This window comes from Streptomyces sp. NPDC007901 (assembly GCF_042959465.1).
Lineage (GTDB): Bacteria > Actinomycetota > Actinomycetes > Streptomycetales > Streptomycetaceae > Streptomyces.
The window spans coordinates 155,485-180,617 of the sequence record NZ_JBIBKW010000005.1; the positions used below are offsets into that span (position 1 = coordinate 155,485).

Genomic DNA, 25,133 nt, shown 5'->3' on the forward strand with positions numbered 1-25,133 from the left:
TGCGACGGGATCTCCGTCGGGGCTGGTCACACGGCGATGTTTACGTAAACTCGAAAGCGTCGGAATCGTGGCATCCGCCCCTGCGGCCGTCAAGGTTTCCGGTCCTGACTTCCCGTACATGAAGGAGAATTGAGGGGTGGGGCGATGGATCTGAACGAGCCGGAGCAGTGGGCGCCGCCGACCGCGGGCAGTGCGCGGCGCAGCGGGTCCGGGGTGCCCGGCGGGCGCCGCAAGCAGCGGGTCTCCATGGCCGATGTCGCCGAACTCGCCGGGGTCTCGTCGCAGACCGTCTCACGGGTCTCCAATGGCCATCCGGGGGTGATCGCCGCCACCCGGGAGCAGGTGCTCGCCGCGATGCGCGAGCTGGGCTACCGGCCCAACAGCGCGGCGCGCGCCCTGCGTTACGGCCAGTTCAACACCATCGGCGTGATCCTGTTCAGCCTGGCCTCCACGGGCAGCAGCCGTACTGTGGAGGCGATCGCCACGCATGCCGCGGCCGAGGGCTACGCGATCACCCTCATCCCCATCGACGTGGCCACCCAGGACAACGTGCTCGGCGCCTTCACGCGGATGGGCGAGCTGGCCGTGGACGCCGTCATCGTCATCATGGAGATCCATCTGCTCGACAGCGGTACGGTCCAACTGCCGCCCGGCGTGCATGTCGTGGTGGTGGACTCGGATGCCGGGGACCGCTACAGCGTGGTCGACACCGACCAGGCCGACGGTGCCCGCAAGGCCGTACGGCATCTGCTGGAGCTGGGACACCGGACCGTATGGCATGTGTCCGGTCCCGGGACGTCGTACGCGGGCGAGCGCCGCACTCAGGCCTGGCGGACCGTGCTGGAGGAGGCCGGGCGCCCCATCCCGGCGCCGCTGCGCGGAGACTGGTCGGCCGAGTCCGGTTACGCGGCCGGGCTCGTACTCGCCGAAGAGCCGGGCTGCACCGCCGTGTTCGCGTCCAACGACCAGATGGCCCTGGGGCTGCTGCGCGCCTTCCACGAGCGCGGCCGGTCCGTGCCGGCGGACATCAGCGTGGTCGGCTTCGACGACACCCCCGACGCGGCGTTCTTCATCCCGCCCCTCACCACCGTCCACCAGGACTTCGCCGAGGTCGGCCGCCGCTGCGTGCAGGGCGTCCTCCGCCAGATCCGCACCCACGACGACTCCCGCCCCGGCACCGACCTGGTCCCGGCCCACCTGGTGATCCGGGCCAGCACCGCCCCGCCCCGCGCCTCAGCCGGATCGTGATCGCGCCTCAGGTCCTTCAGGTCAGCCGGCCGGCGCGTGCGAGGTGAGGGCGGTCAGGGCGTGCCGGAGGGTGGTGCCGTTCGACGGTGGTTCGTCCCAGCGGGCGGCGATGTGGCCGTCCGGGCGGACGAGGAGGGCGCCGCCGTGCGGGCTCAGGCGGTCCGGGCCGGCGTGCTCGCCCGGCAGGATCCCGACCCGCAACGGCCAGCAGGCGGTGTCCTGTTGCTCCCAGCGGGCGGGGTCCGGGGTGAGCAGGGTGAACCACTCGCCGCAGGCGTCGAGCGTCGAGCGGTCCGGGCCGAGCCAGCGGTGGGGCATGCGGTGGCCCGGCCGCGCGGTGGGGACGTACTCGGTGCCGGAGGAGTCGGGCGGGCCGGTGTGGTCGGTCAGGACGGCACCGGAGTGGTAGGCCACGCCGAGCACCAGGCCGAGCTGCGCGAAGTACCGTTCCGACCAGGGCAGTTCGACCGGTGTGGACGCCGACGCGCCGCTGCGGAGGTGTTCGTTGCGCAGCTTCTGCACCTGGACGAGGAGTTGGGTGTTCCCGACGGCCTGGCGGAGCGTCTCCAGGGCGACGGGCAACCGCTCGGTCTCGTACGTTTCCAACAGGGCCGGTTCGGCCCAGCCCTGGAGCACGCCGGCCAGTTTCCAGCAGAGGTTGTGGGCGTCGGCGACGCCGACGTTCATGCCCAGGCCGCCGATCGGGGGGACCGCGTGCGCGGCGTCGCCGGCCAGCAGGACCCGGCCCCGGGCGAAGCGCTCGGCCACGGACGCGGACATCGACCAGTGCTGGACCCGCACCACGTCGGCCCGTACGTCGGCGCCTGGGCCGAGGGCCCGGGAGACCAGGCCGGACCAGTCGGCGTGCTCGGCGTCGCCGGGCGTGGCGCCGAACCAGGCCCAGCCGCCGTCGGGGTAGAGCGGCGTGAAGGTGCCGAACGCGGTGAAGTAGACCCCGGCGGGCTGGTCCGCGCACCAGTGGGCCAGGTCGGCGTCGAACACGACGGTGGTGAAGCTGCCGAGCGCTCCGGGACCTGTGGTGCCGATACCCAGCCGCTCGCGGACGGTGGAGTTCGCGCCGTCGGCGGCGAGCACGTACCGGGCGCGGACGCGGGTGCGGGTGCCGCGTTCACGGTCGGCGACCAGGGCGAGGACACCCTCGGGTTCCTCCTCCAGGTCGACGAGTTCGGCCCCGAACCGTACGTCTCCCCCGGCCGCCGCGAGCAGGATGGGCTCCAGCCGGTCCTGTGAGGTGAGCGTGCCGACGACCGGGCTCTCGGGCACCGGCGCGTGCACCCCGGCCATCGCGGCGGTGGCGAAGTCGGGGTCGTACAGGGTGTCGCGGAACCGGACCCGGCCGTACTCGGGCGCGAACGCGTCGGCCGCGATCCGGGCGGCGATGCCGAGCTGGCGGAAGATCTCCATCGAGCGCACGTTGACCAGCCGGGACCGGGGGAAGGGGGACAGCTCTCGGTGCTTCTCGACCAGCAGGTTCGGCACGCCCCAGCGGTCCAGCAACGCCCGGGCGGTGAGCCCGACCGGCCCACCACCGACGATCAGCACCGGTACCTCGACGTCCGCTCCAGGCATGGCTCCATCATCCGGTCCCGCCGCCCGGCCGCAATCACCGCGGATCGCGGTACACCCGAACGAGTCCTGGCGGGCGCGACGGTCCCGGCGGCCCCGGCGGTCAGGTCCGGGGGCCTGCCGCGTACGCCAGCGGTGGTGCCATGGCCTGGACGTCCGCTCCCTCGCCGACCCACAGTCCGATGAACAGCGCGGCGGTCGCCTCCAGGAGCCCCGCCCGGTCGAGGCCACCGGCGGCCAGCGGTACGCAGCCCACGTCCCGTACCAGCCGGCCCACCCGCGCGAGCGCCTCCTCGTCGTCCCCGCAGAGCGGAACGGCCAGCGGCCGCCCGTCGAAGACCGGTGGCCGCATGCGCCACACGTCCTCGTGGCAGAGGTTGAACGCCTTGACCACGTGGGCCCCCGGCGCCGCCACGGCCAGTCGCCGCGCCGCCGACGCACCGCCCGCCGTCAGCAGCCGGAATCCCGCGCCGACCGGATTGGAGCAGTCGATCACCGCCCTCCCGTCGAGGGCCGCCCGCAACTCCCCCACCACGGCCGCGCCCGCCTCGAAGGGCAGCGCGGCCAGCACCACGGGACCGGACTCGGCCGCCGCGCGCAGACCTGCGGCCCGGGTGCCGGCCCCGATCCGCGCCGCGAGCCGTTCCGCCCGGCCGGTGTCCCGTCCCCCGACGGTGACCTCGTGCCCGGCCCGCGCCCAGTGGGTGGCGAGGGCGTGCGCCATGTTGCCCGTTCCCAGTACGCCGATCCGCATCAACTGCTCCCTCTCCAGGCCCGCTTGAGTCGTTCGCTCCGACGCTACGCAGCCCGTCGGGCACCATCTGGTACGTGACGACCGACGCCTTCCTCGCCGACTGCCGCGCCCGCCTCGCCTTCGACCTGCTCTCGCACACCTGGAACGCCGTGGTGCTCTGGGCCCTGCGGGACGGGCCGCGGCGCCCGCTCGAACTGCGGGAGCGGATCGGGGGCATCAGCTCCAAGGTGTTGACCGAGACCCTGCGCCGCCTGCAGTTCAACGGCCTGGTGACGCGCCGGGCCTTCCCCGGGGCCCCGCCGCGCGTGGAGTACCGGCTCACCGCTCTCGGGCAGTCGTTGCTGGGCCCCATCGACGTGGTCGGGGCCTGGGCCTTCGCACACGGCGACGAGGTCATGGCCGCACAGGAGTCCGGCCGCACCGCCGCCGAGTGAGCCACCGCCTCGGACGCCGTTGCCGGTCACGGGCTCGTACCCTGTGCGATGTGCCTGCCACTCGTCTGCATCGCGTCGCCGTCCTGGTGCTGGAGGGGGCGAAGCCCCTGGACGTCGGGATCCCGGCGCAGGTGTTCACGACCCGGGCGAGCATGCCGTACGAGGTACGGGTGTGCGGGGCGGCGCCCGGTCTGGTCACCGGTGGCGACGGGCTGTCGTACCACGTCGCCCATGGCCTCGACGCGCTGGAGTGGGCGGAGATCGTGTTCGTGCCCGGGTACCGGTTCCCGGACCGGGAGGATCCGCCGACGGCCGTCGTGGACGCGCTGCTGGCCGCGCACGCGCGGGGTGCGCGGCTGGCCGCGATCTCGACCGGGGCCTTCGCGCTCGCCGCGACCGGGCTGCTCGACGGGCGGCGGGCCACGACGCACTGGCACTACACGCGGGCGCTCGCCGAGAAGCATCCGCTGGTCAAGGTCGACGAGAACGTGCTGTTCGTCGACGAGGGCAGTGTGCTGACGTCGGCCGGTGCCGCCTCGGGTATCGACCTGTGCCTGCACATCCTGCGCGGTGACCTCGGGGTCGCCGCGTCCAACCACGCGGCCCGGCGGCTGGTCGCGGCGCCCTATCGCAGCGGCGGTCAGGCGCAGTACGTGCCGCGCAGTGTGCCCGAGCCGCTGGGCGAGCGGTTCGCCGCGACCCGCGAGTGGGCCCTGCACCGGCTGCACGGACCGCTCACCCTCGACGCGCTCGCCCGGCACGCGGGGGTGTCTGCGCGCACGTTCTCCCGGCGCTTCGTCGAGGACACCGGGTACACGCCGATGCAGTGGGTGATGCGAGCCCGGATCGACCTCTCGCGGGAGCTGCTGGAGCGCTCGGAGCGGAGCGTCGAGCAGATCGCCGACGACGTCGGCCTCGGCACCGGCGCCAACCTGCGGCTGCACTTCCAGCGGCTCCTCGGGACGACACCGAGCGACTACCGGCGGACGTTCACCAAGGGCGAGTAGCGGCCGCCGAGCGCTCCACGTGCACCGAGGTCCCCGACGGCTGGTGGCGGGATCCTTTTGAACCATGGCGATCTCGCCGCTGTCGCGGCCGGAGGCGGGCCGCGAATCTGGGGGTGTAGCGAAGGGACGCCATTCATGACTCGTATCGCCATCAACGGATTCGGCCGCATCGGACGCAATGTGCTGCGCGCTCTGCTGGAGCGGGACAGCGACCTGGAGGTCGTCGCCGTCAACGACCTCACCGAGCCCACCGCGCTCGCGCGGCTGCTCGCCTTCGACTCGACGGCGGGCCGGCTGGGGCGTCCGGTGAGCGTCGACGGGGATGTCCTCGTCGTCGACGGCCGTCGTATCAAGGTGCTCGCCGAGCGCGAGCCGGCGCAGCTGCCGTGGGCCGAGCTGGGCGTGGACATCGCGCTGGAGTCGACCGGCCGCTTCACGTCGGCGAAGGCCGCCCGCGCCCACCTCGACGCGGGTGCGCGGAAGGTGCTGGTCAGCGCGCCGTCGGACGGTGCCGACGTCACGCTCGCGTACGGCGTGAACACCGACGCGTACGACCCGGAGACGCACACGGTCGTCTCCAACGCCTCCTGCACGACCAACGCGCTCGCGCCGCTGGCCGCCGTCCTCGACGAACTCGCCGGGATCGAGCACGGGTTCATGACGACGGTGCACGCGTACACCCAGGAGCAGAACCTGCAGGACGGCCCGCACCGCGATCCGCGGCGCGCCCGGGCCGCGGGGGTCAACATCGTGCCGACCACGACGGGCGCCGCGAAGGCCATCGGCCTGGTGCTGCCGAACCTCGACGGCAGGCTGTCCGGTGACTCGATCCGGGTGCCGGTGCCGGTGGGCTCGATCGTCGAGCTGAACACGACGGTGTCCCGTGACGTGACGCGTGAGGACGTGCAGGCCGCGTACCACGCGGCGGCGGAGGGGCCGCTCGCGGGCGTCCTCGAGTACTCGGAGGACCCGCTGGTGTCCTCGGACATCACGGGCAACCCGGCCTCGTCGATCTTCGACTCGGCCCTCACTCGCGTCGACGGCCGGCACGTGAAGGTGGTCGCCTGGTACGACAACGAGTGGGGCTTCTCGAACCGGGTGATCGACACGCTGGAACTGCTCGCGCGCTGACGGGCGGAGCGGCCGGCCACGGTTCGGTGGCCGGCCGCTCCCTGCCGTGTGTCAGCTCGCGGCGCCGGCCGGGTGCGCCGCCGCTTCCGTCGCCGGCCGCGGGGCCCGCGCCGGGCGGATCCCGATCAGCACCGCGGCGATCACCGCGGCCACCAGCATCCCGATCCCGCCGACGAGGGCGCAGGTGTGCAGGGCGTCGGTGAAGCTCGCGCCGTAGGCGCCCTGGGCCCGTCCGGTGCTCTCCGGGGTCTTCAGCTGCAGGAACGCCCCGGCCTGGATGCCGACGTGCGAGACCAGTCCGCTCACCTGTCCCTGGTCGGCGGGGCTCAGTCCGGACGAGGCGAGGTGTCCGGGCAGGGTGGCCAGGGTGCGGTGGGTGAGGACGACGCCGAAGACGGCGGGGCCGAGGGCGCTGCCGATCTGGCGGAGCGCGCTGTTGGCCGCGGCGGCGGTGCCGCCGAGCCGGTGCGGCAGGGCGTTCATGGCGATGGTGGTGATCGGTGCCATGGCGAGCGCGATGCCGATGCCGAGCACGCCGATGACCAGGGCGGCCTCACCCGTGCCGGTGTCGGCCTGGAAGGCGTTCACCAGCAGGGCGCCGATCCCGCCGACCACCAGACCGGTGACCAGCAGCAGTCCGGGCGTGACCCGGTTCATCAGCCGCCCGACGAGCGGGCCGAGCACCACCGTGAAGCCGTTGATGGCGATGAGCCGGATGCCGATGTCCAGCGTCGAGGCGTGGTGGACGAGCCCGAAGTACTCGCTCAGCGCGAAGACCAGGCCGACCTGGGCGAACAGGGTGACGGCCATGACGATCGCCGCGCCCGAGAACGCCGCCGACTTGAACAGGCGCATGTCCAGCATCGGACAGGCCGAGCGGAGTTCCACGAGGACGAAGCCGACCGCGCCGAGAGCGGCGGCCACGAAGGCGATCACGGCCTGCGCCGACGACCAGCCGTCGCTGCCGCCCTCGATGACGCCGTAGACCAGTCCGGTGATGGCGACGACGGCCAGGAGCTGGCCGGGAACGTCCAGGTGGCGTTCGCGCTCGGCCCGGGAGTCGGTCAGCAGGGCGGCGCCGATCACGGCGGTCGCGACGGCGACGACGAGCGAGGGCAGGAAGATCCACCGCCAGCTCGCGTGCTCCACGATCAGGCCGTTGACCACCGGGCCGAGGGTCAGTCCGAGGCCGAGGGCGGCCGTCCACAGGGCTATCGCCCGGGCGCGCCTGCGGGGGTCCGGGCAGACATGCCCGATCAGCGCGAGCGTGGAGGGCAGCAGCGCGGCGGTGCCGACGCCGGTGAGCGCCTGGCCCACACAGACCTGGACGACGCTGCCGGCGGTGAGACACACCAGGCAGCCGAGGCAGAACAGCACCAGCCCGGCCAGGTACGTCTTCTTGCGGCCGTACAGGTCACCCACCATGCCGCAGGTCAGCAGCAGTGCCGCGGTCGGCAGGATGAAGGCGTCGGTGATCCACTGGAGCCCGACGGTGGAGGCGTCCAGGGCCTGTTGCATGACCGGAAGCGCGACGGAGACCCCGACGACCGGCAGGTAGGAGACGAACACCCCGAGGCAGGCCAGCACGATGGTGGCCGTGGTGTGCCGGTTGCCGGTGTCGGGCGGCGCGGACGGGGACGAGGCAGGAGAAGGCATGGCCACAGGGCACCTCGAAGCAGTGGAGTGACAGGGCGACGTACATCGGCGGCGGACGCGGCTCTACCGCCGGGCCGACAGCGCGGCCCCCGTCGTGTCGAACCCGCCGCACGGCCGCGCGGCGCCTGCGCGGCGTGTTTCGGCCGGAATCTCCGTTGACGTGAGCCACTTCTGTCGGGACGAGCGCTACGGACCGTATACCGACGCGCCGCCCGCGGAGATGCCCTTGGACCTGCAACCTAAGGTGAACGCCGCTGACGCCTGCCCCTGGTCGGACGGGCACGCGATGGCCATCATGTTGCACATCATTGTGATTCCACAGATAAATGACATACATTCTCCCCCTCGGGTTCCCCCACGAGGAGGTTGCGATGATCAAGCTGGTGGCCGCCGTGCGGCGCCGTCCCGGGATGACACACGCCGAGTACGCCGACTACGTGCGAGAGGTGCACGGCGGCATCGCCGTGGCCAGGAAACTGACCCTGCGCAAGTACGTGCAGAACCACGTCTTCGACAGTGCCTACGGCGCGCTCGGCGACCCTGGCTACCAGGTAACGCTGCCGCGCGACTCTGTCACCGAGCTGTACTTCGACAGCGTCGAGACGATGGGACAGACCTTCGCCGATCCGTACACCCGCGAGGTCGTCGGCCCGGACGGCGTCAACTTCAGTGATGTGCCGGTGGCGTTGAGCCTGCTGGTCGAGGAGCGGCGGACCGAGGTGCCGCGGCCCGGCCCCGGCGCGGTCAAGGTCCTGTACTTCCTGAAGGCGGCGGAGGGCCTGGCGCCGGGGGTGTTCCAGCAGCGCTGGGAGCAGGCCCACGCGGCGGCGCTGGCCGATCCGTCCGGAGCCGTCGCCCACCGCCTGCGGGGCTACGAGTGGAATCCCGCGGCGGCCGGCGGCGGCAACGCCGCCTACTTCGGCGGGTCCGAACAGCCGACGTACGAGGCCTACGCGGCGTTGTGGTTCGACGAGGGGGACGCGATCGCGGGCATCCGTGCCTACGAAACGGAACTCGCCCGGCATGCGGAGCGCCAGGGCGGTCCCTTCCACCAGCCGTCGCTCTCCTTCTTCCTCCTCACTCGGGAAGTCGTGATCTTCGACGACACGAAGGACACGGAGGCGCTCGTATGATCGCCCCATGAGCGCGCAGGGTGACGAGACGGCCGTCGAGCGGCAGATCGTGCCGCAGGAGGCGGTGCTCGTCTTCTTCGGCCTGTGCGTGTTCGGGCAGGGCGCCAGGCCGCGCGAGGCGGGGGTACGGGTTCCCACCCGGGTGCTGCTGACCGTGCTGGAGCGGCTGGGGGTGTCCGACGCGGCGACCAGGGCCGCCCTGAACCGGATGGTCCACCGTGGTCTGCTGGCCCGTCACAAGGACGGCCGCACCAGCGCGTTCGAACTGACACCGGAGGCCCGCACGCTGCTCGCGCAGGGCCGCGACCGCCTGTTCTCCCCCACCCCCTTCGACCACGAACCAGACATCTGGACGGTCCTCAGCTGCCCCCTCCCCGAGACCCTGCGCAATGTGCGCTACCAGCTCCAGACCCGGCTGACCTGGGCCGGGTTCGGCGCCGTCCAGCCGCATGTGTGGGTCGCGCCGGGCCGCGTGGACGTCGAGACCATGCTCGGGGATCTGCTGACGCCCGAGGTACGCCCCCTGGCCCAGGCGTTCCACGGCACCCCGACCGCCCCCAGCGACCCGGCCGAACTGATCCGCCGAGCCTGGGACCTCACCGCCCTGCGAGCAGCTCACACACAGTTCCTCGACCGCTGGGAACACCCGGAGCCGAACCCCGGCGACTCCCTCCCCCACCTGCTCCTGCTCATCGACGACTGGGGCCGCCTCCTCCGCGCCGACCCCGGCCTCCCCACCCCCCACCTCCCCGACGACTGGCCCGCCCCCCACTCGACCGCCACCTTCACCCGCACCCGCACCCGACTCGGCCCCGCCGCGGAGAAGGAGACCGAAGCGCTGCTCTCACTCTGACGTCGCCCGCCCGGGGCTCCCCTTCGCCTGTCGGACCCTCGCTCTACGATGCCCGCATGCAGCCACACTTCACCGGCACCTGCCTGCTCATCGACGATGTTCCGCGCCTCGCCGGCTTCTATGCGGCGGTCCTCGACGCGGAGGTCGAGGGTGGTGACCCCTTCGCGCGGGTGGTGGTTCCCGGGGCGGTGCTGTCGTTCTTCTCGCGCCGGGGAATGGAGGCGATGGTGCCCGGTTCTGCGGTCAGCAGCGCGCGTGGGGGCGTCACCCTGGAGTTCCGGATCGCCGATGTGGACGCCTGCCACGAGCGGCTGCTGTCCCAGGGCGTGCTCATTCTCAAGCCGCCGACGACCCAGGCGTGGGGACGCCGGTCGGTCTGGGTGCGTGATCCGGACGGGGCCGTCGTGAATCTGTACCAGGAGGTATGACGGCGGTCAGAAGTGCGTGGCGATGCCGAAGACCCGGCGGAGCTGGGCCATGTCGTGACGGTCGCGGGGTGTGGGGTCGTAGCCCTGGTGGAAGTGGACCTGCTGGGCGGCCGAGAGGCAGGGGACGGTGGTTGCGTCGATGGTGCCGGTGACGAAGGCGGAGGCGGGGTAGTGGAAGGGGTGGTCCGAGTCGAAGGAGGCCTGTAGCGCGGACCCGTCGTCGGCGAAGACCAGCGGATGGAGGTCGATCTCCCGTCCGTCCGGAGCCGTGAGCACGAACCGGACGGGGCGCTGGTCGAGGTGCTCCGCGTATCCGGCGCGGGCGAGTGCCTCCACCACGGCGTCCTCCTGATCCAGGCAGTGCATGAGGTCCAGATCGCGATGGGCTCTGGTCTGCTCGCGGACCAGGGCGTCGATCCCCCAGCCGCCACCGACCCACACGTCGGCCTCCGCGCGCCTCAGCAGCGCCAGCACGGACAGCACGTCGTCGGACGACATCACTCGGCTCCACCTTCCCGGAACGCTCCGACTCCGCCCGCGGCGCCGTCACCTGCATGTCCAGGGCCAACTCGCCGCCAACCGGGACAACCTGCACCGACCGCCACCCGCACGACCGCCTCGGGTCAGTCCTCGTTCGCCACCACCCGGACGAGCTTGCCCTTCGCGTCCGTCTGCAGGTAGCCGTTCTGGCTGTACTCGTTGCTGAGGTAGACGGACATCCCGGCGGGGTCGCCGAAGGCGTTGCCGGGGAGGTCCACGAGCAGGTAGCGGGTGTTCACGTTGGGCACGTTGAGCTTCTTCTTCGCCTGGGCCAGCAGGAAGGGGACCTTGTCCCAGTCGAAGCCGTCCAGGCGGACGGGTGTTCCCATGCTGTCGGGCAGGGAACCTTTGATGATGTCCTCCGTCACGCCCTCGCCGGAGCGGTAGGTGTAGCTGTCGTACGCGCTATTACTGCCCTTCACCATCACCCAGGCGATGACGTACTCCGGGTAGACGGCGAGCTTGCCGAACCGGTCCCGGCCGGTCTTCTTCTCGAAGGCGGCGACGGCGGTGCGGATGCCCTGCGGGGTCAGCAGGTCGGTCGTGCTGGTCTCCCCAGAGCCAGAGCCAGAGCCAGAGCCCGTGGCCGTGGGAGAGCCGGTGGCACCCGTCGAGGGCGAGGTCGTACCGGTGGAGCCCCCGGACGGGGAGTCGTGCGTGCCCGATCCCGGCAGCTGGGTCCACAGGAGCGCGCCCGCGAGGGCCACTCCGGCGGTGGGCAGGACGAACAGGGTCCAGCGGCGACGGGGAGCGGCCGGCACGGGAGAGGTCGGGCCCACGTGCTGCGGTCCGGTGGTGTCCTGGGGTGGCGCCACCGGGGGTTGGAGGGGGAAGGACGTGGGGGTGGTCTCGGTCTGCCGGGCGGCGGCGTCGGCCAGCATCCGGTCCAGCTGCCGGACGTCCGGGCGGGCCTGCGGGTCGCGGACCAGGACGCGGTTGAGGACGTCCGTCAGGGGCCCGGCGTTGACCGGCGGCGGTATGTCGTCGGAGAGGACGGCGGCGAGCGTCGCGAGGGTGGTGCCCCGGCGCAGCGGATGGTGGCCCTCGACGGCCACGTACAGCATCATCGCGAGCGACCACAGGTCGGCGGCCGGGCCGCCGTCCTTGCCGGAGACACGCTCGGGGGCCATGTAGTCGGGGGTGCCGATGACCGAACCGGTGGCGGTGAGGGCGGTGGCCTCACGGACCGCGGCGATACCGAAGTCGGTGAGCACCGGACGGCCGTCGGGGCGCATCAGGACGTTGGCCGGCTTCACGTCGCGGTGCTCGATGCCGGCCTCGTGGGCGGCCCGGAGGGCGGCCAGCACCTCGCGGCCGATGCGCGCGGCCTCGGCGGGGCTCATCGCACCGCGGGCGAGACGGTCCGCCAGGGAGCCGCCGGTGACGAGTTCCATGACGATCCACGGGTAGGTGCCCGGGCCGCCGTCAACGATGTGATGGATCGTCACCACGTTGGGGTGGTCGACCCGGGCCAGCGCCCGGGCCTCCCGCAGCACCCGCTCCCGCAGCAGCCGCGCGGCCTCCGGGTCGTACTCGGCGAGCCCGGGGTCGGCCGGCCGTACCTCCTTGACGGCCACACTGCGGTGCAGCACCAGGTCGGTGGCGCGCCAGACCATGCCCATGCCGCCGCCACCGAGACGTGCCTGCAGCTCGAACCGCCCGTCGACGACCCGTCTCGCGGGGTTGTCTCTGCCCTCGTCGTCCATGCGCGGGAGCTTAGTTGCCGGGACCGACAACCTCGTACCGCGCTCAGTAGCTGGACCCCAGGGACTGTGTCGTGTAAGCGCACTCGGTGTAGACGTAGCCGTAGCGCAGCTTGGCGGTGTCGGATCCCGGGGTGGCCGTGGTGTCGTTCTTCGGCTTGTGCACGAAGTAGGTGGTGCCGGGCGGGAGGCTGATCGTGCGCTGCGGGTAGTTCTTGCCGCTGTCGCTGCAGGGTTCCCATCCGGAGATGAGCGAGCTGGCGAACGAGTAGGCCTTGCAACTCCCGCACGCCTTCAGGGTGAAGCTGCCGGTGACCGGGCCGGTGTACAGAACGGTGATGTCGTCGGGGCTGTCGTTCTTGACGGTCACGGAGATGCCGCCGCCGCCCGCGGTGGTGGGCAGCTTCTTGCCGGCGGCCGGGAGCGTCTGGGCGACCTCGGCGCCGATCGCGATCTTGCGGGCGCGGTCGCGGTTGCTGTGGTGCGGGTTGTCGGTGACGAACTGCTGCATGGTCTCCTGTGCCTGCTCGAAGTCGCCGTCCTTGTACTGCTTGACGCCGCACTCGTACTCGCCCGCGTCACCGCTGCTGTCGGCCCGGGCCGCGACCTTGGTCAGGCCGTCGGACTGGCCGCTCGCGTCGTTCGACAGCTGGATGATCTGGGTGTTGAGGGTGTGCAACCGGGTGACGGCGGTGCAGGGGTCGCTGCCGGAGACGGCCTTGGCGGCCTTCTTCTCGGCCGCGTCGACGGCGGGTACGACCTTGTCGGCCTGGTCGGATTCGGGGAAGGTGCCCAGTAGGTCGCCGAATTGGGTGACCCAGTCGGTCCCGCCGTCGGTCAAGGCGTCGGCTCCGCACTCGTACAGCGAGGTGGCCAGCCGGTCGTCGGGCCAGTCGGCGAGCGAGCCGAGCTGGTCCTTCGGCATCGAGTCGGGCACCGTCCGCAGGTATTTCAGCGGTTCTACGGCCGTGCAGTAGTCGTTGTGGCTGTAGGCCGCGCCCACCGTCGTGTAGTAGGTCTTCAGGCGGTCGGGGACCTGGGCGGCGGCGCGGGAGCCGGAGTGGTGGACGACGAGGTCGCGGTAGACGGCCAGGGCGTCCTGGTACTCGGACTTGGCGGCGGCGAAGCCTTCCTTGCCCGCCGCCGTCACCTGCTGGTCGGCGCTGTCGAGACGGTCCAGGAGCGCGCGTTCGACGGCTTCCTGCCGCGCGCTGTCGTACCAGAGGGCGCCGCCGACCGGGACGGCGAGCAGGACGAGGCCCAGCACGAGTGCGACGGGTCGCCGGCCCGGCCACACCAGCCGGGTGCGCAGGCCGACGAACGCGCCGTGCAGGGCGGCCAGCAGCAGGAACACGAGGTAGAGGACGAGCGCGGCTCCGGGCACGCCGTCGGCGTCCGCGGGCAGGGCGACGAGCAGCAGGACGACGGTCGCCGCCAGGCACGCGGCCATCGGGAGCCATCTTCGGACGAGCAGATAGCCGAGACCGAGTCCGCTCAGGTTGAGGAGGGCCACCGCGACGGCCCGCAGGGCGTCCGGCGGCGCGGGCGGCGGGGCGGCCGGCATCGGCGGGACGAAGGATCCCGGGGGCGGGAACCCCTGGTACGCGAACCCCTGGCCGGGAAATCCGCCCTGCCCCGGGGCACCCTGGTGCGGCGCCCCTTGGTCCGGGCCCCCCTGGCCCGGCGGTGGTCCCTGATTCGGCGGTCCCTGATACGGACCGTACGCGTCCCCGGACATGGCGGCTCCCCCAATTGCTGCCGAATCCTTATGAATTGACAGCGTACGGCCAAACGTACGAATTCGACAGAGCCCCGGCCCCGCCGACCCTCGGCGCCCTAGTGCTGCCGGAATTCCTGCTCGGCCCAGATGATCTTGCCGTCGCCGGTGTAGCGGGCGCCCCAGCGGTGGGCGAGTTGGGCGACCAGGAAGAGTCCTCGGCCGCCCTCGTCCGTGCTGCGGGCGTGACGCAGGCGGGGGGCGGTGCTGCTGGCGTCGGCGACCTCGCAGGTCAGCCGGGAGTCGCGCAACAGCCGTAGCCGGATGGGCGGTTCCGCGTAGCGGATGGCGTTGGTGACGAGTTCGCTGACGATGAGTTCGGTGGTCACCGCCAGCTCGTCGTAGCCCCACTCCACGACCTGGCGGGTCGCCCGGGCGCGGACGTCGGCGACGGCGGCCGGGTCGACGGGCACGTCCCAGGAGACGACGTCGTCGGCGGCCAGGACATGGGTGCGGGCCAGGAGCAGGGCGATGTCGTCGGGCTGGGGAACGGGGACCAGTTGGTGGACCGTGGAGGTGCACAGCGCTTCGAGGTCGGTGGCGGGGCCGCTCAGGGCGGCGCGCAGCCGGGACATGCCCCGTTCGACGTCCTGGTCGGCGCCCTCGATGAGACCGTCGGTGTACAGGCCCAGGAGGCTGTTCTCGGCGAGTTCGATCTCGGTGGCCTCGAAGGCCATGCCGCCGAGCCCGAGCGGCGGTCCGGGCGGCATCTCGGGGAAGTGGACGTGCCCGTCGGGTGCCACGACGACGGGCGGCGGGTGTCCCGCCCGGGCCATGGCGCACCGCCGGGTCACCGGGTCGTAGACGGCGTACAGGCAGGTCGCTCCGACGAAGGTGGCCGTGCTGCCCTCGCCGGCCGCGCCCCCGCTCTCCTCCTCCCCGAGCCGCAGCACGAGGTCGTCGAGGTGGGCGAGGAGTTCGTCGGGGGGCATCTCCATGTCGGCGAGGGTCTGCACGGCGGTGCGCAGCCGGCCCATGCTCGCCGCCGCGGACAGGCCGTGGCCGACCACGTCGCCGACGACCAGGCCGACGCGGGCGCCGGAGAGCGGGATCACGTCGAACCAGTCGCCGCCGACACCGTCCGTGGCGTCCGCCGGCAGATAGGCGGAGGCCACCTCCAGCGCCGTACCGCCCCTCAGGGCCTGCGGCAGCAGGCTGCGCTGCAGGGTGACGGCGGCCGTGTGCTCCCGGGTGTAGCGGCGGGCGTTGTCGACGCAGACGGCGGCGCGCGCCACCAGCTCGCGGGCGAGCAGGACGTCGTCGGGCTGGAAGGAGACCTGGTTGAGGGAGCGGGCGAACGTGGTCAGGCCCAGGACGGTGTCGCGCGCCCGCATCGGGACCGAGATGAGGGAGTGCAGTCCGAACTCCCGGATGCGGGCCGTGCGGGCGGGCTGTTCGGTGACCCACAGGTGGTCGTCCGGGTCGAGGACCGGGATGAGGATCGGCTCGCCGCGGATGAGCAGGTCGACGCCGTGCGGCGGGGGGAGGAAGTCCACCCGGTCGCCGACCTGCGCCACGGCCTCGGGGTGGCCCTCACGCACGCTCTTCAGCCCGGCGCGCCGCATCACCGGCCTGGCGGGCGCCGGGCCCGCGTCGGTCAGCCAGGCGCCGTGGCCCTCGCTGCTGAGGACGGGCTCCAGGAGGTCGACGATGACGAAGTCGGCGAAGCGGGGGACGGCGAAGTCGGCGAGTTCCTGGGCGGTCCGCAGCACGTCGAGGGTGGTGCCGATGCGGGTGCCGGCCTCGTTGACCATGGACAGCAGCTGGCGGACGCTCCACCGCTCGGTGACATCGGTGACCAGATAGCAGACGCCGGTCACCGAGTCGTCGGTGTCGACAAGGGGGAAGAACGAGGTGGCGTAGGCGCGTTGGCGGTGCGGATCGGCCCAGCTCCAGCCGAGGTACTCGTAGTCGGTGACCGGCTCCCGGGTCGTCAGCACCTTGCGCATCAGGCCCTCGATGGTGGTGGCCTCCAGACCCGGCAGCAGCTCGCTCAGCCGGCGGCCCAGGCGCTGCTCGCGCGGCACTCCGCCGAAGCGCTCCAGGGTGTCGTTCAGCCACACGTAGCGCAGGTCAAGGTCCATCACGGCCATGCCGATGGGTGAGCGCGTGAGGAACCCGTCGAGGACGGACTGACCCATCGCCCACTGGGGCCGCTGCTCCCGGGCCGAGAGGAGGAAGCACTCCCCGCCGTCCATGCTGAAGGAGGCGGAGACCCGCAGGGCGACGTCGATGCTGCGGCCGTCGCGGTGGCGTACCGGGATGAGTCCGCTCCACCCCATGCCGGAGCGGCAGCGCTCGGCGACACCGGCGGCGCGGGCCGGGTCGGCGCGCATGGCGAGCAGCCGCGCCGCGGAAGTGCCCACCACCTCGGCGGCCGGGTGGCCGAGGAGCGCCTCGGCGCCCGGGGTCCAGCCGATCACGACGCCCTCGGCCGACAGCACCGCCGCCGCGTCGCTGGAGGCGTCGAGGAACCCGCTCGGGCCCGCGGGGGCGGGCACGTCGAAGCCCTCGCGCGGAGAATTCGGAGAATTCATTGGCTACATCCTCTACGTAACCCCATGTTCCTGCTTGTCCGCCCGCCGCGCACGGCCCGCAAGGAGAGAGAACGGTGAGGTTGTGCGGGTGCGGGCGGGACCGCGGCGCGGGGAGGGGTACCCGTCCTGGAGTTGGGCGAGCGGCGGGCACGGGGCAGCATGGAAGTGCCGTAGCAGCTGCGTCGGCGGCCCGTGGCCGGTGGAGGTGGTTGAGGGATGGCTGTGGGTTCCCTGCGGTCCGGTGGCGCCGGCGGCTCCGGTGGTGAGGAGTACGGCCCCGGCAGGCCGCGTCCGACCGGTCTGCTGGATGTCCTGAGCGTGGCCGCGGTGGCACTGGACGTGCATGGCCGGATCGTGTTCTGGACCCCGCAGGCCGAGGAACTGTTCGGTTACACGGCCGAGGAGGCGCTGCGCAGGAACGCGGCGCGGCTGCTCGTCGCCCCCGAGCATCTGAAGGCCGTGGTGGGCCTCTTCACGGACGTGCTGGAGACCGGTCGCAGCTGGGCCGGCGCCTTCCCGGTCCGGCACAAGGACGGCAGCAGCCGGCTGACGGAGTTCCGCACCATGCGGCTGCTGGACGATCTCGGCGACGTCTACGCGCTGGGCATCGCCGCCGACCACACCCTGCTGCAGCGGGTGGAGACCGACCTGGCGCTGTGCGAGCGGCTGATCAACCAGTCCCCCATCGGGCTGGCCCTGCTCGACCCCGACCTGCGCTATCTCCTGGTGAACCCGGCGCTGGAGCGGATCGACGGCGTTCCCGCCGAGGAGCACATCGGCCGCCATCTGCGGGAGACCCTGCCACTGCCCGACATCGACACCGTGGAGTCGGCGCTGCGCCAGGTGCTCACCACCGGCACGCCCCTGCTGGACCAGTACCACGTGGGCCGGCCGCCGTCCGATCCCGAGCACGAGCACGCCTGGTCGCTGTCGTTCTACCGGCTGGAGGATCCCGGCGGCCGGGTGCTGGGGGCGGCCACCTCGGTCGTCGACGTCACCGAGCGGCACCGCGCGGCCGCCGAGGCCGACCGGGCCCGCAGACGGCTCGCGCTCATCGCGGACGCCTCGGCCCGGGTGGGCACCTCGCTGGAGGTGGAGCGGACGGCGCACGAGCTGGCCGAGATAGCCACCCCGGTCCTCGCGGACGTGGTCGCCGTGGACGTGCTGGACTCGGCGCTGGCCCTGCGCCGCTCCCGGCGCCCGGGCAACGGCCCGGAACTGTTCCGCGCCCTGGCCCTCGAGGCGGCCCATCCCACGGTCGCCCTACGCGCCGCGGACCAGCCCGGCAAGCTCGCCGCCTACGACGGCGACCGGCTGGTCACGCTCTGCGTGCACACCGCGCGCCCGGTCCTGGTCCCCCATGTCGGCCCGCACGATCTGCCGCGCATCGCCCGCAACCCCGAGGCGGGCGCCCTGCTGGCGCGGGCCGGTGTGCACTCGTATCTCGCGGTGCCGCTGATCGCGCACGGCGAGGTGCTCGGCGCCCTCGACCTCAAGCGCACCCGCAATCCGCTCCCCTTCGACGAGGACGACGTCGTCCTCGCCACCGAGCTGGCCGGCCGGGCCGCCGTGGCCATCGACAACGCCCGCTGGTTCCAGAGCGTCCGCAACACGGCCCTCACCCTGCAGCGCAGCCTGCTGCCCGACCACCCGCCGCAGCACACGGGCCTCGAAGTGGCCTCCCGTTACGAGCCGGCCCAGGCGACGAGCGAGGTGGGCGGCGACTGGTACGACGTGATCCCGCTGTCGCAGGACAGGACGGCGCTGGTCGTCGGCGACGTCATGGGCAACGGCATCGACGCGGCCGCCACGATGGGCCGGCTGCGCACCGCCACCTGCGCCTATGCCGACCTGGAGCTGCCCCCGGCGGCGGTGCTCCAGCACCTGGACCGGATCACCTGCGACCTGGAGCACTACATCGTCACCTGCCTGTACGCGGTGTACGACCCGCACACCAGGCGCTGCGACATCGCGAACGCGGGCCATATGCCGCCCGCCCTGGCCCGGCCGGGGCTCGCCGCCACCCTGCTGGAGCTGCCGCCCGCCGCCCCGCTCGGCGTCGGCGGGATCCCCTTCGAGACCACCGCCGTCGACCTGACCGCCGGTGACCTGCTGGTCCTGTACACCGACGGCCTGGTGGAGACCCGCCGCCATCCCATCGACGACCGGCTGAACGTCCTGCTCGGCTTCCTGGACGAGCCCCACCGGCCGCTGGAGGAGACCTGCGACCTGCTGCTGCACGGTCTGCGCCACCCGGACGACCACGACGACGTGGCCCTGCTGGTGGCGCGGACGCTCTAGCGGCCGCCGCAGCAGTCCGGGTCCGTACGGCAGAAGCAGGACGCCGTGATCGGCACGTCCGCCGTCGCCGCCGCCAGCTTCAGCTGCTGGGCCACGATCCGTGCCTCGCCGTCCTTGCCGAGCCGCTGGAGGCACTCGTGGAAGCCGTGCAGGGACCACACGTTGCCCGGGTGCTGCAGGGGCCGGGGCAGGGTGTCGTCCAGGCCGAGGTCGGCGCGGTAGACCGTCTCGGCCTCCTCGACCCGGCCGCGTTCGAGCAGCAGGGCGCCGTAGGCGTGCCGGGTGGGCTGCATCCAGCCCCAGGGCTCGTCGTACGGCAGGTGGTCGTCGAGGTCGATCGAGTGCCGCAGGGCGGTGAAGGCGGTGTCGAAGTCGCCCTTGCGGTAGGCGAGTTCGCCGTCGAGCATCGCGGCGGCGATCTCCAGGATGTCGGCGCAGGTGTTGTTGAACAGCATGCGGTTGGCGGGGACCGCGGCGACGGCGTCCCGGAAGCGGGCGCGTTCCGTCTCGGCCTCGGGGATCCGGCCGGTGGCCGCGAACGCGACACCGCGGGCGTAGTGCAGCATCGCGATGGTCACGCAGTACAGCAGGGGGTCGGCGGGCAGCGGCAGGCGCAGGATGTCGTCCCAGCGGCCGAAGCGGACCAGGACGTGCACCCGCATCGCCAGGAAGCCCTCCAGCCAGTCGGCCATCGGCGGGCTCTCCACCCGCAGCAGCTCTTCGGGCACGGCGGCTTCGAGCCGTGCGGCGAGGGCGAGGGCGTCCTGGCTGCGGCCCAGGAACATCGCGCCGTAGATGCCGAAGTGGAGGTTGTGGCAGCGGTAGAGGGTGTAGAAGTTCATGGCGCCGGCGCGGGCGTGGTACTTCTCGTCGGCGGCGGAGGCCGCCGCGTTGTCGGAGACCACGCGCCGGTAGTCGCCGCAGAGGACCTCCAGGTGCGAGGGCATGTGCTGGAGGTGCCCGGCGTCGGGCACCAGGCCGCGCAGCAGGTCGGCGACGGGCAGAGCGGCCTCGGGCGTCGGGGACATCTCCATCAGGTGGATGTAGAGGTGCAGCAGTCCCGGGTGCCGGGTGGCCGCCTCGGTGCCGAGGGCCCGTTCCAGCACGGCCCTGGCCTCGGGTGTCCGGGCGCCCGCGGCGGGCCGGCCGGTGCGGATGTCCCAGAGCTGCCAGGGGGTGAGGTTCATCAGGGCGTCGGCGTAGAGGGTCGCGATGTCGAGGTCGTCGGGCGCCCGTTCGTACACGGTCCGCATGCTGTCGGCGTAGCCCGCGTTCCACACCGAGCAGTCCGCCGCGTCCGGGGCCGTGGCCCGCGGGTAGCGGGCACGCAGCGCCTCGACGAGGGCGCGCTCGACGGGACTCGCGTGGGCGGCCTTGGCGTGGGCGCGTTCCACGGCGGCGTGGGTGCGCTCCGTCGTGCGCGCCAGGTCCTCCTGGTCGAAGAACTCCCAGGGTTTGTTGTAGTTGGGGCCGAGGGCGTAGGCCACGCCCCAGTCGGCCATGGCGCAGTCCGGGTCCGCCGCGCCGGCCGCCTCGAAACAGCGGACGGCCTCCTCGTGGTTGAAGGCGTAGGTCCAGTTGAGGCCCCGGTCGAACCAGGTCTGCGCCTCGGCGGACGAAGTGGTCACAGGCCGGGTGTGACGGCCCAGGTCGTAGTAGTCCACGGTGCCGAACCTATCGACGCGGAGTCTCCGGCAGATCCCCGTTCATCCGAAGTCATGAGGATGGCGCGGCGGTTGACGGACCGCCGCGCCACCGGTGCCACCGCTTGCTCAGGGAGCGACCGCGCGGCCGGTCTGCGCGGAGATCCGCCCGGAGCACAGCCCCTTGGCCGCGAGGGTCTGTGCGATGCGCGGGATCGCGGCCAGGGTGTTGGCCGGCCACTCGTGCATGAGGATGATCTGGCCGCCGGTGAGCCGGGAGACGGCCGACACGATCGCGTCGGTGCTCGCGCCGTTCCAGTCCTGCGAGTCGACGTCCCAGATGATCTCGGTGAGCCCGTACTTGGCCTCGACCGTGCGCACGGTCGCGTTGGTCTCGCCGTACGGCGGCCGGAACAAGGTCGGCGTCCCGCCGCCGGCACCGGCGACGGCCGACTGGGTGCGGGAGATCTCCGAGTCGATCTGTGCCTGGGTCTGCTGGGTCAGGTGCGGGTGGGTGTAGCTGTGGTTGCCGACCCACATGCCCGCGCTCACCTCGGCCTGGACCTGGGCCGGGTAGGCGACCGCGTACTGGCCCTCGTTGAACATCGTGGCCCGCAGCCCGTTCGCCCTGAGGGCGCTGAGCAGGCCGGGGGTGTGGGCGGTGGACGGCCCGTCGTCGAAGGTGAGACCGACGTAGCCGGCGCAGCTCGCGGAGTGCGCCGGGACGGTGCCGGCCGCGAGGGTGGCCGCGGCGGCCAGCGTGACCGCGGCGGCCGTTGCCAGCAGGGGTCGTGACGAGTGCTCCGCTGCGGCGCGCATCAGGCCACCGTGATGTTGGAGCTGCCGCTGCTCTGGTATCCCTCGGTGGCGAGGATCTGGTAGTAGCTGAAACTGCCGAGGGACATTCCGGCGTTGGCCCAGGCGTTGAAGTGGTTGCCGGTGGTGATCGTGCCGCCCGTGCGCTTGGACTGGCGGACGCTCCAGTACTGGTTGAAGGTCTTGGTGCCCTCGACGGACGGGGCGTTGTACCGCGTCGTCAGGTAGATGTCGTAGGTGCCGCCGTCGCTGGTGACGCTGCCCTTGTACGTGCCGGTGGGCCGGTAGGTGCCCCAGTTGTCGACGATGTAGTACTCGACGAGCGGGTTGGACGTCCAGCCGTAGAGGGACAGGTAGCCGTTCCCGGAGGGGCTGAAGCTGCCGGAGTAGGTGACGTTCCGGCGGGCGCCGGTGCTCCAGCCCTTGCCGCAGACGAAGTTGCCGGTGTTGCTCCAGCTGGTGCTGTAGTTCCCGCCGGAGCCGAGGGTCATGGAGACCGTGCCCTGCGCGTCCGTCCAGAACGAGTAGTAGTAGCCGTTGTTGGTGCCGGTCTGGTTCGTGGTGACGACCGTGGCGGCGCGGGCGGTGCCGGGCAGGGCGAGCCCGGCGGCGGCGCCCAGCAGCAGGGCGCCGGCGCTCCGTCGGCTCAGCGCGTGGTCGAGCGGGTTCATGCGGTGCCTCCTCGTGTGGCCTGTGCGGGTGTGACTTGGTGGGGAGTGTTGGTCTGCGCATGTCACCTGTCAACAGTTTCGGTGATTATTTCGAAACCTTCGATTCACCGGTTCGCCGATTGCAGCAGCTCATGTACGCGGATCATCCGAATGCGATCACGAGAACCGGAAATCGGCCATTCCAAGATCAAATATCACGCCCTCAAATCCCCGAATGTTTCGATGCCCCACCCGAATGCTGCTGCGGCGAGGGAACATGCCGCTGAGTGGAGCAATCACCGGCGGGTCGGGCGGTGGCCCGGGAGGCTGGGCGTCTTGTCGAGATTCGTATGCCAGGAGTCCCGGGTGAGGCACGACGGTCGCATCCCAGCCCTGCCCGCGCCCCCCGCGTGGACGCGCTGGCTTCCGGTCCTGTACGTCGTCGGTGTGCTGCTGGTCGAGCCGGTCACCCCCGTGGAGTGGCCGGTGAGCTTCGCGCTGATCGCCCTGCCCCTGGTGACCGCCTTCGCGCACCCGCCCGCCGTCGTCGCCGGCGCCACCGTCTTCGCCATCGGCCTCGAACTTTTACTGGCCGGAACACCGTGCTGCGCCGGACGCCATGTCGGCCTCCTGTGGGAACAGCACTACGTGGCCGCCTACGCGTGCACCGCCCTGGTCGGCGCCCTGGGCACGATCCTGGCCGCGCACCGGATCCGCCGGGAACGCACCCTGGCCGACGTCCGGTTCGTGGCCGAGATCGCGCAACGCGTCCTGCTGCGACCGGTCCCGCACCGGATCGGCAACCTGCTGCTGGAGAGCTTCTACCTGTCCGCCGCCGCGGAGGCCCGCATCGGCGGCGACCTCTTCGAGGCCGTGCCCACCTCCCACGGGGTCCGGCTGCTCATCGGTGACGTACGCGGCAAGGGACTGCTCGCCGTCGAGACCGCGGCCGCGATGCTGGGCGCCTTCCGCGAGGCCGCGCACGACGAACCCGACCTGCGTGCCCTGGTGGAGCGGGTGGACATCAGCATGACGCGCCGGGCCGACCAGTTGGGCGGGAGCGAGACCGGCGAGCGGTTCGTCACCGCCGTGTTCGCCGAGATCCCCGAGGACGAGCGGATCGTCCGCATCCTCAACTGCGGCCATCCGCCGCCGCTGCTCATCCGCCCCGGCGAGATCCGCGAGCTGGACCGCGGACAGCCGGGGCCGCCGCTGAACCTCGGCATGCTCGTCGGGGACCCCTACCGCGTCGACACCTACGCCTTCGGCCCCGGCGACCAACTGCTGCTGTACACGGACGGCGTCACGGAGACCCGGGACCCGGACGGCTCCTTCTACCCCCTGCTGCAACGGCTGCATTCCTGGGGCCCGGTGCCGCCCCCGGAACTGCTGGAGAGGCTCCACCAGGACCTGCTGGAATACAGCCACGACCAGTTGCAGGACGACACGGCCGCGCTCACCGCGTTCCTGCTGCCGTGACGCACGTGGTGGGAGACTCCGCCACCGCGAGGCTGCCGGAGAAGACGCTGTGCGGTAACGCCGAGCGGTTCGAGGCCGTCGTCGTGCGCGACATCGCACAGCGAATCCCCGGGAACCGAGGTCCGGGCGGCGGGGCAGCGGTCAGAACCAGTGCAGGCAGTGCGGAGCGCGCTCGGTGCGGAAGAGGGTGTCCGCGAGGACGGCGGCGCCCGGGCGATGGGCCCGGATGTGCCCGGCCCGCACCAGCGTGCTCGGGGCGGTGCCGCCCAGGTAGACCGAGCCCAGGTCGGTCACGTCCAGGGACAGGTCGGGCTCCCGGTCCGTCGGGACGCAGTCGGCCTTGCCGTCCCGGACGGTCAGCAGGTAGCGCCCGTGCTCGCCGAGGAACGGATCGTCGACGTCGAGGACCAGTTCCCCGTCCGTGCACCAGCCGCGTGCGGTCAGCGCCCGCGGGATGTCCAGCAGCCGCACCCAGAGCCAGTCGGTGTCACCGCTGACCTGGGCGGCCCGGAAGTCCACGAGCTGCCAGCGCAGCGGGTGTCCGGGCGGGACGTGCTTGAAGACGACCTCGGTGACCAGGTCGTGGCCGAGCACGAACCGGGCCAGGGCGGTGAACACGCCGTCGTCGACGGCGATCGTCTCGTCGACCGTCAGAGTCCGGTTCTCGCCGATCGCGTAGCCGGCGTATCCGTCCGCGACGCCGTCGGCGTCGCGGTGCACGGCCACATAGCGCTTCGCGGACGAGACCGGCGGCTGCCCCGCGCCCAGCGTCCACCAGCGGTGCGGCCGGGACACCGCACCGGGCTGCGCGCGGCGGTACCGGTCGTAGACCTCCTCCAGAAGCTCGCCGCACTCGGCGCGCCGCAGCACCTCGACCGAGCCGGTCTCCGGCGCGTCGGCCGTTCCGCGCGCCCGGTCGGGGGCGAAAGAGCCTTTGTGATGCGGCACCGTCAGCCGCTGTGTATAGGTCGCCGGGCCGTAGCCGAACCTGCGGTAGATCAGGGCTTCGGAGGCCAGCAACACGGAGAGGAACTCCCCTCGGGCCCGCAGCTCGGTGAGCTGATGCCGCATCATCGCGGTGAGCACGCCCCGGCGCCGGTGCGAGGGCAGCACGCCGACGGCGGTCACCCCGCCCACCGGAACAAGGATGTCCCCAGGCAGAGTGAGCTCGAAGGAGTACGCGCTGGCGGTGCCGACGGGCCGTCCGTCCGCCGTCACGGCGAACAGGCCGCGGTCCATTTCGAGCGCCGCCCACCAGACCCCGCCACCGCCCTCGGCCGGCGTGTCCGGGAAGCTTCCGAACGCCGCATGGAGCGTGTCGACGAAGACGTCGAAGTCCTGGTCGGTCGTGGGACGAATCTCCATCGTGGCCGCTGCCTCCCCTGGATACGGGCACCACGGGTCGCGGTGTCACGACACCTTGCCGCCTCGGCCCCTGGCCAGGTCAAACGAATTC

Annotated in this window: 19 protein-coding genes and 1 pseudogene; 9 read left to right on the forward strand and 11 right to left on the reverse strand. The window is 72.1% G+C overall.

The window, feature by feature from the left end; genetic code table 11:
- Positions 1-144 precede the first annotated feature (144 nt).
- Positions 145-1,248 carry a substrate-binding domain-containing protein gene (locus ACFZDK_RS18470; RefSeq protein WP_390973660.1) on the forward strand — a complete coding sequence of 368 codons (1,104 nt, stop codon included), beginning with the start codon at positions 145-147 and terminating at the stop codon, positions 1,246-1,248.
- A 21-nt stretch (positions 1,249-1,269) separates the two neighbouring features.
- Here the strand turns inward: ACFZDK_RS18470 and ACFZDK_RS18475 are convergent, their stop codons facing one another.
- Positions 1,270-2,838 carry an FAD-dependent monooxygenase gene (locus ACFZDK_RS18475; RefSeq protein WP_390973662.1) on the reverse strand — a complete coding sequence of 523 codons (1,569 nt, stop codon included), beginning with the start codon at positions 2,836-2,838 and terminating at the stop codon, positions 1,270-1,272.
- A gap of 100 nt (positions 2,839-2,938) precedes the next feature.
- Positions 2,939-3,589 carry an NAD(P)-binding domain-containing protein gene (locus ACFZDK_RS18480; protein WP_390973663.1) on the reverse strand — a complete coding sequence of 217 codons (651 nt, stop codon included), beginning with the start codon at positions 3,587-3,589 and terminating at the stop codon, positions 2,939-2,941.
- Between the two features lie 74 nt (positions 3,590-3,663).
- Between ACFZDK_RS18480 and ACFZDK_RS18485 the strand changes: the two genes are divergently transcribed.
- From ACFZDK_RS18485 to gap, 3 genes are all read left to right on the forward strand, one after another.
- The gene (locus tag ACFZDK_RS18485; RefSeq protein WP_390973665.1) at positions 3,664-4,023 is read left to right on the forward strand and encodes a winged helix-turn-helix transcriptional regulator; all 360 of its coding nucleotides are present in this window, start codon (positions 3,664-3,666) and stop codon (positions 4,021-4,023) included.
- Between the two features lie 50 nt (positions 4,024-4,073).
- Positions 4,074-5,030, forward strand: coding sequence for a helix-turn-helix domain-containing protein (locus ACFZDK_RS18490; protein WP_390973667.1), 957 nt, complete (start codon positions 4,074-4,076; stop codon positions 5,028-5,030).
- A gap of 135 nt (positions 5,031-5,165) precedes the next feature.
- Complete coding sequence (gene gap / locus ACFZDK_RS18495; RefSeq protein WP_390973668.1) at positions 5,166-6,161, forward strand: type I glyceraldehyde-3-phosphate dehydrogenase; 996 nt, start codon at positions 5,166-5,168, stop codon at positions 6,159-6,161.
- Positions 6,162-6,212: 51 nt separating this feature from the next.
- Here the strand turns inward: gap and ACFZDK_RS18500 are convergent, their stop codons facing one another.
- Positions 6,213-7,817: an MFS transporter gene (locus ACFZDK_RS18500; RefSeq protein ID WP_390973670.1), complete on the reverse strand. Its 1,605-nt coding sequence runs from the start codon at positions 7,815-7,817 to the stop codon at positions 6,213-6,215.
- 371 nt (positions 7,818-8,188) lie between these two features.
- Here ACFZDK_RS18500 and ACFZDK_RS18505 point away from each other — a divergent pair, with 371 nt between their 5' ends.
- Genes ACFZDK_RS18505 through ACFZDK_RS18515 form a run of 3 tightly spaced genes read left to right on the forward strand, consistent with a single transcriptional unit; the run spans position 8,189 to position 10,231 of the window.
- On the forward strand, positions 8,189-8,950 hold the full coding sequence (locus ACFZDK_RS18505; protein ID WP_390973671.1) for an EthD domain-containing protein: 762 nt from the start codon (positions 8,189-8,191) through the stop codon (positions 8,948-8,950).
- 7 nt (positions 8,951-8,957) lie between these two features.
- Positions 8,958-9,803, forward strand: coding sequence for a PaaX family transcriptional regulator C-terminal domain-containing protein (locus ACFZDK_RS18510; protein ID WP_390973673.1), 846 nt, complete (start codon positions 8,958-8,960; stop codon positions 9,801-9,803).
- Positions 9,804-9,859: 56 nt separating this feature from the next.
- Positions 9,860-10,231 carry a VOC family protein gene (locus ACFZDK_RS18515; RefSeq protein ID WP_390973675.1) on the forward strand — a complete coding sequence of 124 codons (372 nt, stop codon included), beginning with the start codon at positions 9,860-9,862 and terminating at the stop codon, positions 10,229-10,231.
- 6 nt (positions 10,232-10,237) lie between these two features.
- Here the strand turns inward: ACFZDK_RS18515 and ACFZDK_RS18520 are convergent, their stop codons facing one another.
- The 4 genes from ACFZDK_RS18520 to ACFZDK_RS18535 all read right to left on the reverse strand — a co-directional run bounded on the left by ACFZDK_RS18520 (position 10,238) and on the right by ACFZDK_RS18535 (position 16,788).
- Complete coding sequence (locus ACFZDK_RS18520; RefSeq protein WP_390973677.1) at positions 10,238-10,729, reverse strand: nucleotidyltransferase domain-containing protein; 492 nt, start codon at positions 10,727-10,729, stop codon at positions 10,238-10,240.
- A gap of 125 nt (positions 10,730-10,854) precedes the next feature.
- Positions 10,855-12,477, reverse strand: coding sequence for a protein kinase (locus ACFZDK_RS18525; protein ID WP_390973679.1), 1,623 nt, complete (start codon positions 12,475-12,477; stop codon positions 10,855-10,857).
- A gap of 43 nt (positions 12,478-12,520) precedes the next feature.
- Positions 12,521-14,038, reverse strand: a complete 1,518-nt coding sequence (locus tag ACFZDK_RS18530) for a hypothetical protein (protein ID WP_390973681.1) — start codon at positions 14,036-14,038, stop codon at positions 12,521-12,523.
- Between the two features lie 272 nt (positions 14,039-14,310).
- Entirely contained in the window at positions 14,311-16,788 is a 2,478-nt protein-coding gene (locus ACFZDK_RS18535) for a SpoIIE family protein phosphatase (RefSeq protein WP_390973683.1), read from the reverse strand.
- 216 nt (positions 16,789-17,004) lie between these two features.
- Here ACFZDK_RS18535 and ACFZDK_RS18540 point away from each other — a divergent pair, with 216 nt between their 5' ends.
- The gene (locus tag ACFZDK_RS18540) at positions 17,005-19,089 is read left to right on the forward strand and encodes a SpoIIE family protein phosphatase (RefSeq protein ID WP_390973685.1); all 2,085 of its coding nucleotides are present in this window, start codon (positions 17,005-17,007) and stop codon (positions 19,087-19,089) included.
- Here ACFZDK_RS18540 and ACFZDK_RS18545 read toward each other — a convergent pair.
- The 3 genes and pseudogenes from ACFZDK_RS18545 to ACFZDK_RS18555 all read right to left on the reverse strand — a co-directional run bounded on the left by ACFZDK_RS18545 (position 19,086) and on the right by ACFZDK_RS18555 (position 22,219).
- A complete protein-coding gene (locus tag ACFZDK_RS18545) occupies positions 19,086-20,753 on the reverse strand; it encodes a tetratricopeptide repeat protein (protein ID WP_390973687.1) in 1,668 nt (555 codons plus the stop codon). The genes ACFZDK_RS18540 and ACFZDK_RS18545 overlap by 4 nt on opposite strands.
- Before the next feature lie 111 nt (positions 20,754-20,864).
- A pseudogene (locus ACFZDK_RS18550) lies at positions 20,865-21,551 on the reverse strand (polysaccharide deacetylase family protein); the annotation flags it as partial.
- The gene (locus ACFZDK_RS18555) at positions 21,551-22,219 is read right to left on the reverse strand and encodes a glycoside hydrolase family 11 protein (protein ID WP_365678397.1); all 669 of its coding nucleotides are present in this window, start codon (positions 22,217-22,219) and stop codon (positions 21,551-21,553) included. The pseudogene ACFZDK_RS18550 and the gene ACFZDK_RS18555, both read right to left, overlap by 1 nt.
- Before the next feature lie 345 nt (positions 22,220-22,564).
- On the opposite strand from ACFZDK_RS18555, the gene ACFZDK_RS18560 reads away from it, so the two are divergent.
- A complete protein-coding gene (locus ACFZDK_RS18560; protein ID WP_390973689.1) occupies positions 22,565-23,677 on the forward strand; it encodes a SpoIIE family protein phosphatase in 1,113 nt (370 codons plus the stop codon).
- A 141-nt stretch (positions 23,678-23,818) separates the two neighbouring features.
- Here the strand turns inward: ACFZDK_RS18560 and ACFZDK_RS18565 are convergent, their stop codons facing one another.
- The gene (locus tag ACFZDK_RS18565) at positions 23,819-25,042 is read right to left on the reverse strand and encodes a GNAT family N-acetyltransferase (RefSeq protein ID WP_390973690.1); all 1,224 of its coding nucleotides are present in this window, start codon (positions 25,040-25,042) and stop codon (positions 23,819-23,821) included.
- Positions 25,043-25,133: the final 91 nt, after the last annotated feature.

Coding starts and splice junctions, on each gene's coding strand:
- ACFZDK_RS18470 (WP_390973660.1), top strand. CDS start 145: ATGGATCTGAACGAGCCGGAGCAGTGGGCGCCGCCGACCGCGGGCAGT.
- ACFZDK_RS18475 (WP_390973662.1), bottom strand. CDS start 2,838: ATGCCTGGAGCGGACGTCGAGGTACCGGTGCTGATCGTCGGTGGTGGG.
- ACFZDK_RS18480 (WP_390973663.1), bottom strand. CDS start 3,589: ATGCGGATCGGCGTACTGGGAACGGGCAACATGGCGCACGCCCTCGCC.
- gap (WP_390973668.1), top strand. CDS start 5,166: ATGACTCGTATCGCCATCAACGGATTCGGCCGCATCGGACGCAATGTG.
- ACFZDK_RS18500 (WP_390973670.1), bottom strand. CDS start 7,817: ATGCCTTCTCCTGCCTCGTCCCCGTCCGCGCCGCCCGACACCGGCAAC.
- ACFZDK_RS18505 (WP_390973671.1), top strand. CDS start 8,189: ATGATCAAGCTGGTGGCCGCCGTGCGGCGCCGTCCCGGGATGACACAC.
- ACFZDK_RS18510 (WP_390973673.1), top strand. CDS start 8,958: ATGAGCGCGCAGGGTGACGAGACGGCCGTCGAGCGGCAGATCGTGCCG.
- ACFZDK_RS18515 (WP_390973675.1), top strand. CDS start 9,860: ATGCAGCCACACTTCACCGGCACCTGCCTGCTCATCGACGATGTTCCG.
- ACFZDK_RS18520 (WP_390973677.1), bottom strand. CDS start 10,729: ATGTCGTCCGACGACGTGCTGTCCGTGCTGGCGCTGCTGAGGCGCGCG.
- ACFZDK_RS18525 (WP_390973679.1), bottom strand. CDS start 12,477: ATGGACGACGAGGGCAGAGACAACCCCGCGAGACGGGTCGTCGACGGG.
- ACFZDK_RS18530 (WP_390973681.1), bottom strand. CDS start 14,038: ATGCCGGCCGCCCCGCCGCCCGCGCCGCCGGACGCCCTGCGGGCCGTC.
- ACFZDK_RS18535 (WP_390973683.1), bottom strand. CDS start 16,788: ATGAATTCTCCGAATTCTCCGCGCGAGGGCTTCGACGTGCCCGCCCCC.
- ACFZDK_RS18540 (WP_390973685.1), top strand. CDS start 17,005: ATGGCTGTGGGTTCCCTGCGGTCCGGTGGCGCCGGCGGCTCCGGTGGT.
- ACFZDK_RS18555 (WP_365678397.1), bottom strand. CDS start 22,219: ATGAACCCGCTCGACCACGCGCTGAGCCGACGGAGCGCCGGCGCCCTG.
- ACFZDK_RS18565 (WP_390973690.1), bottom strand. CDS start 25,042: ATGGAGATTCGTCCCACGACCGACCAGGACTTCGACGTCTTCGTCGAC.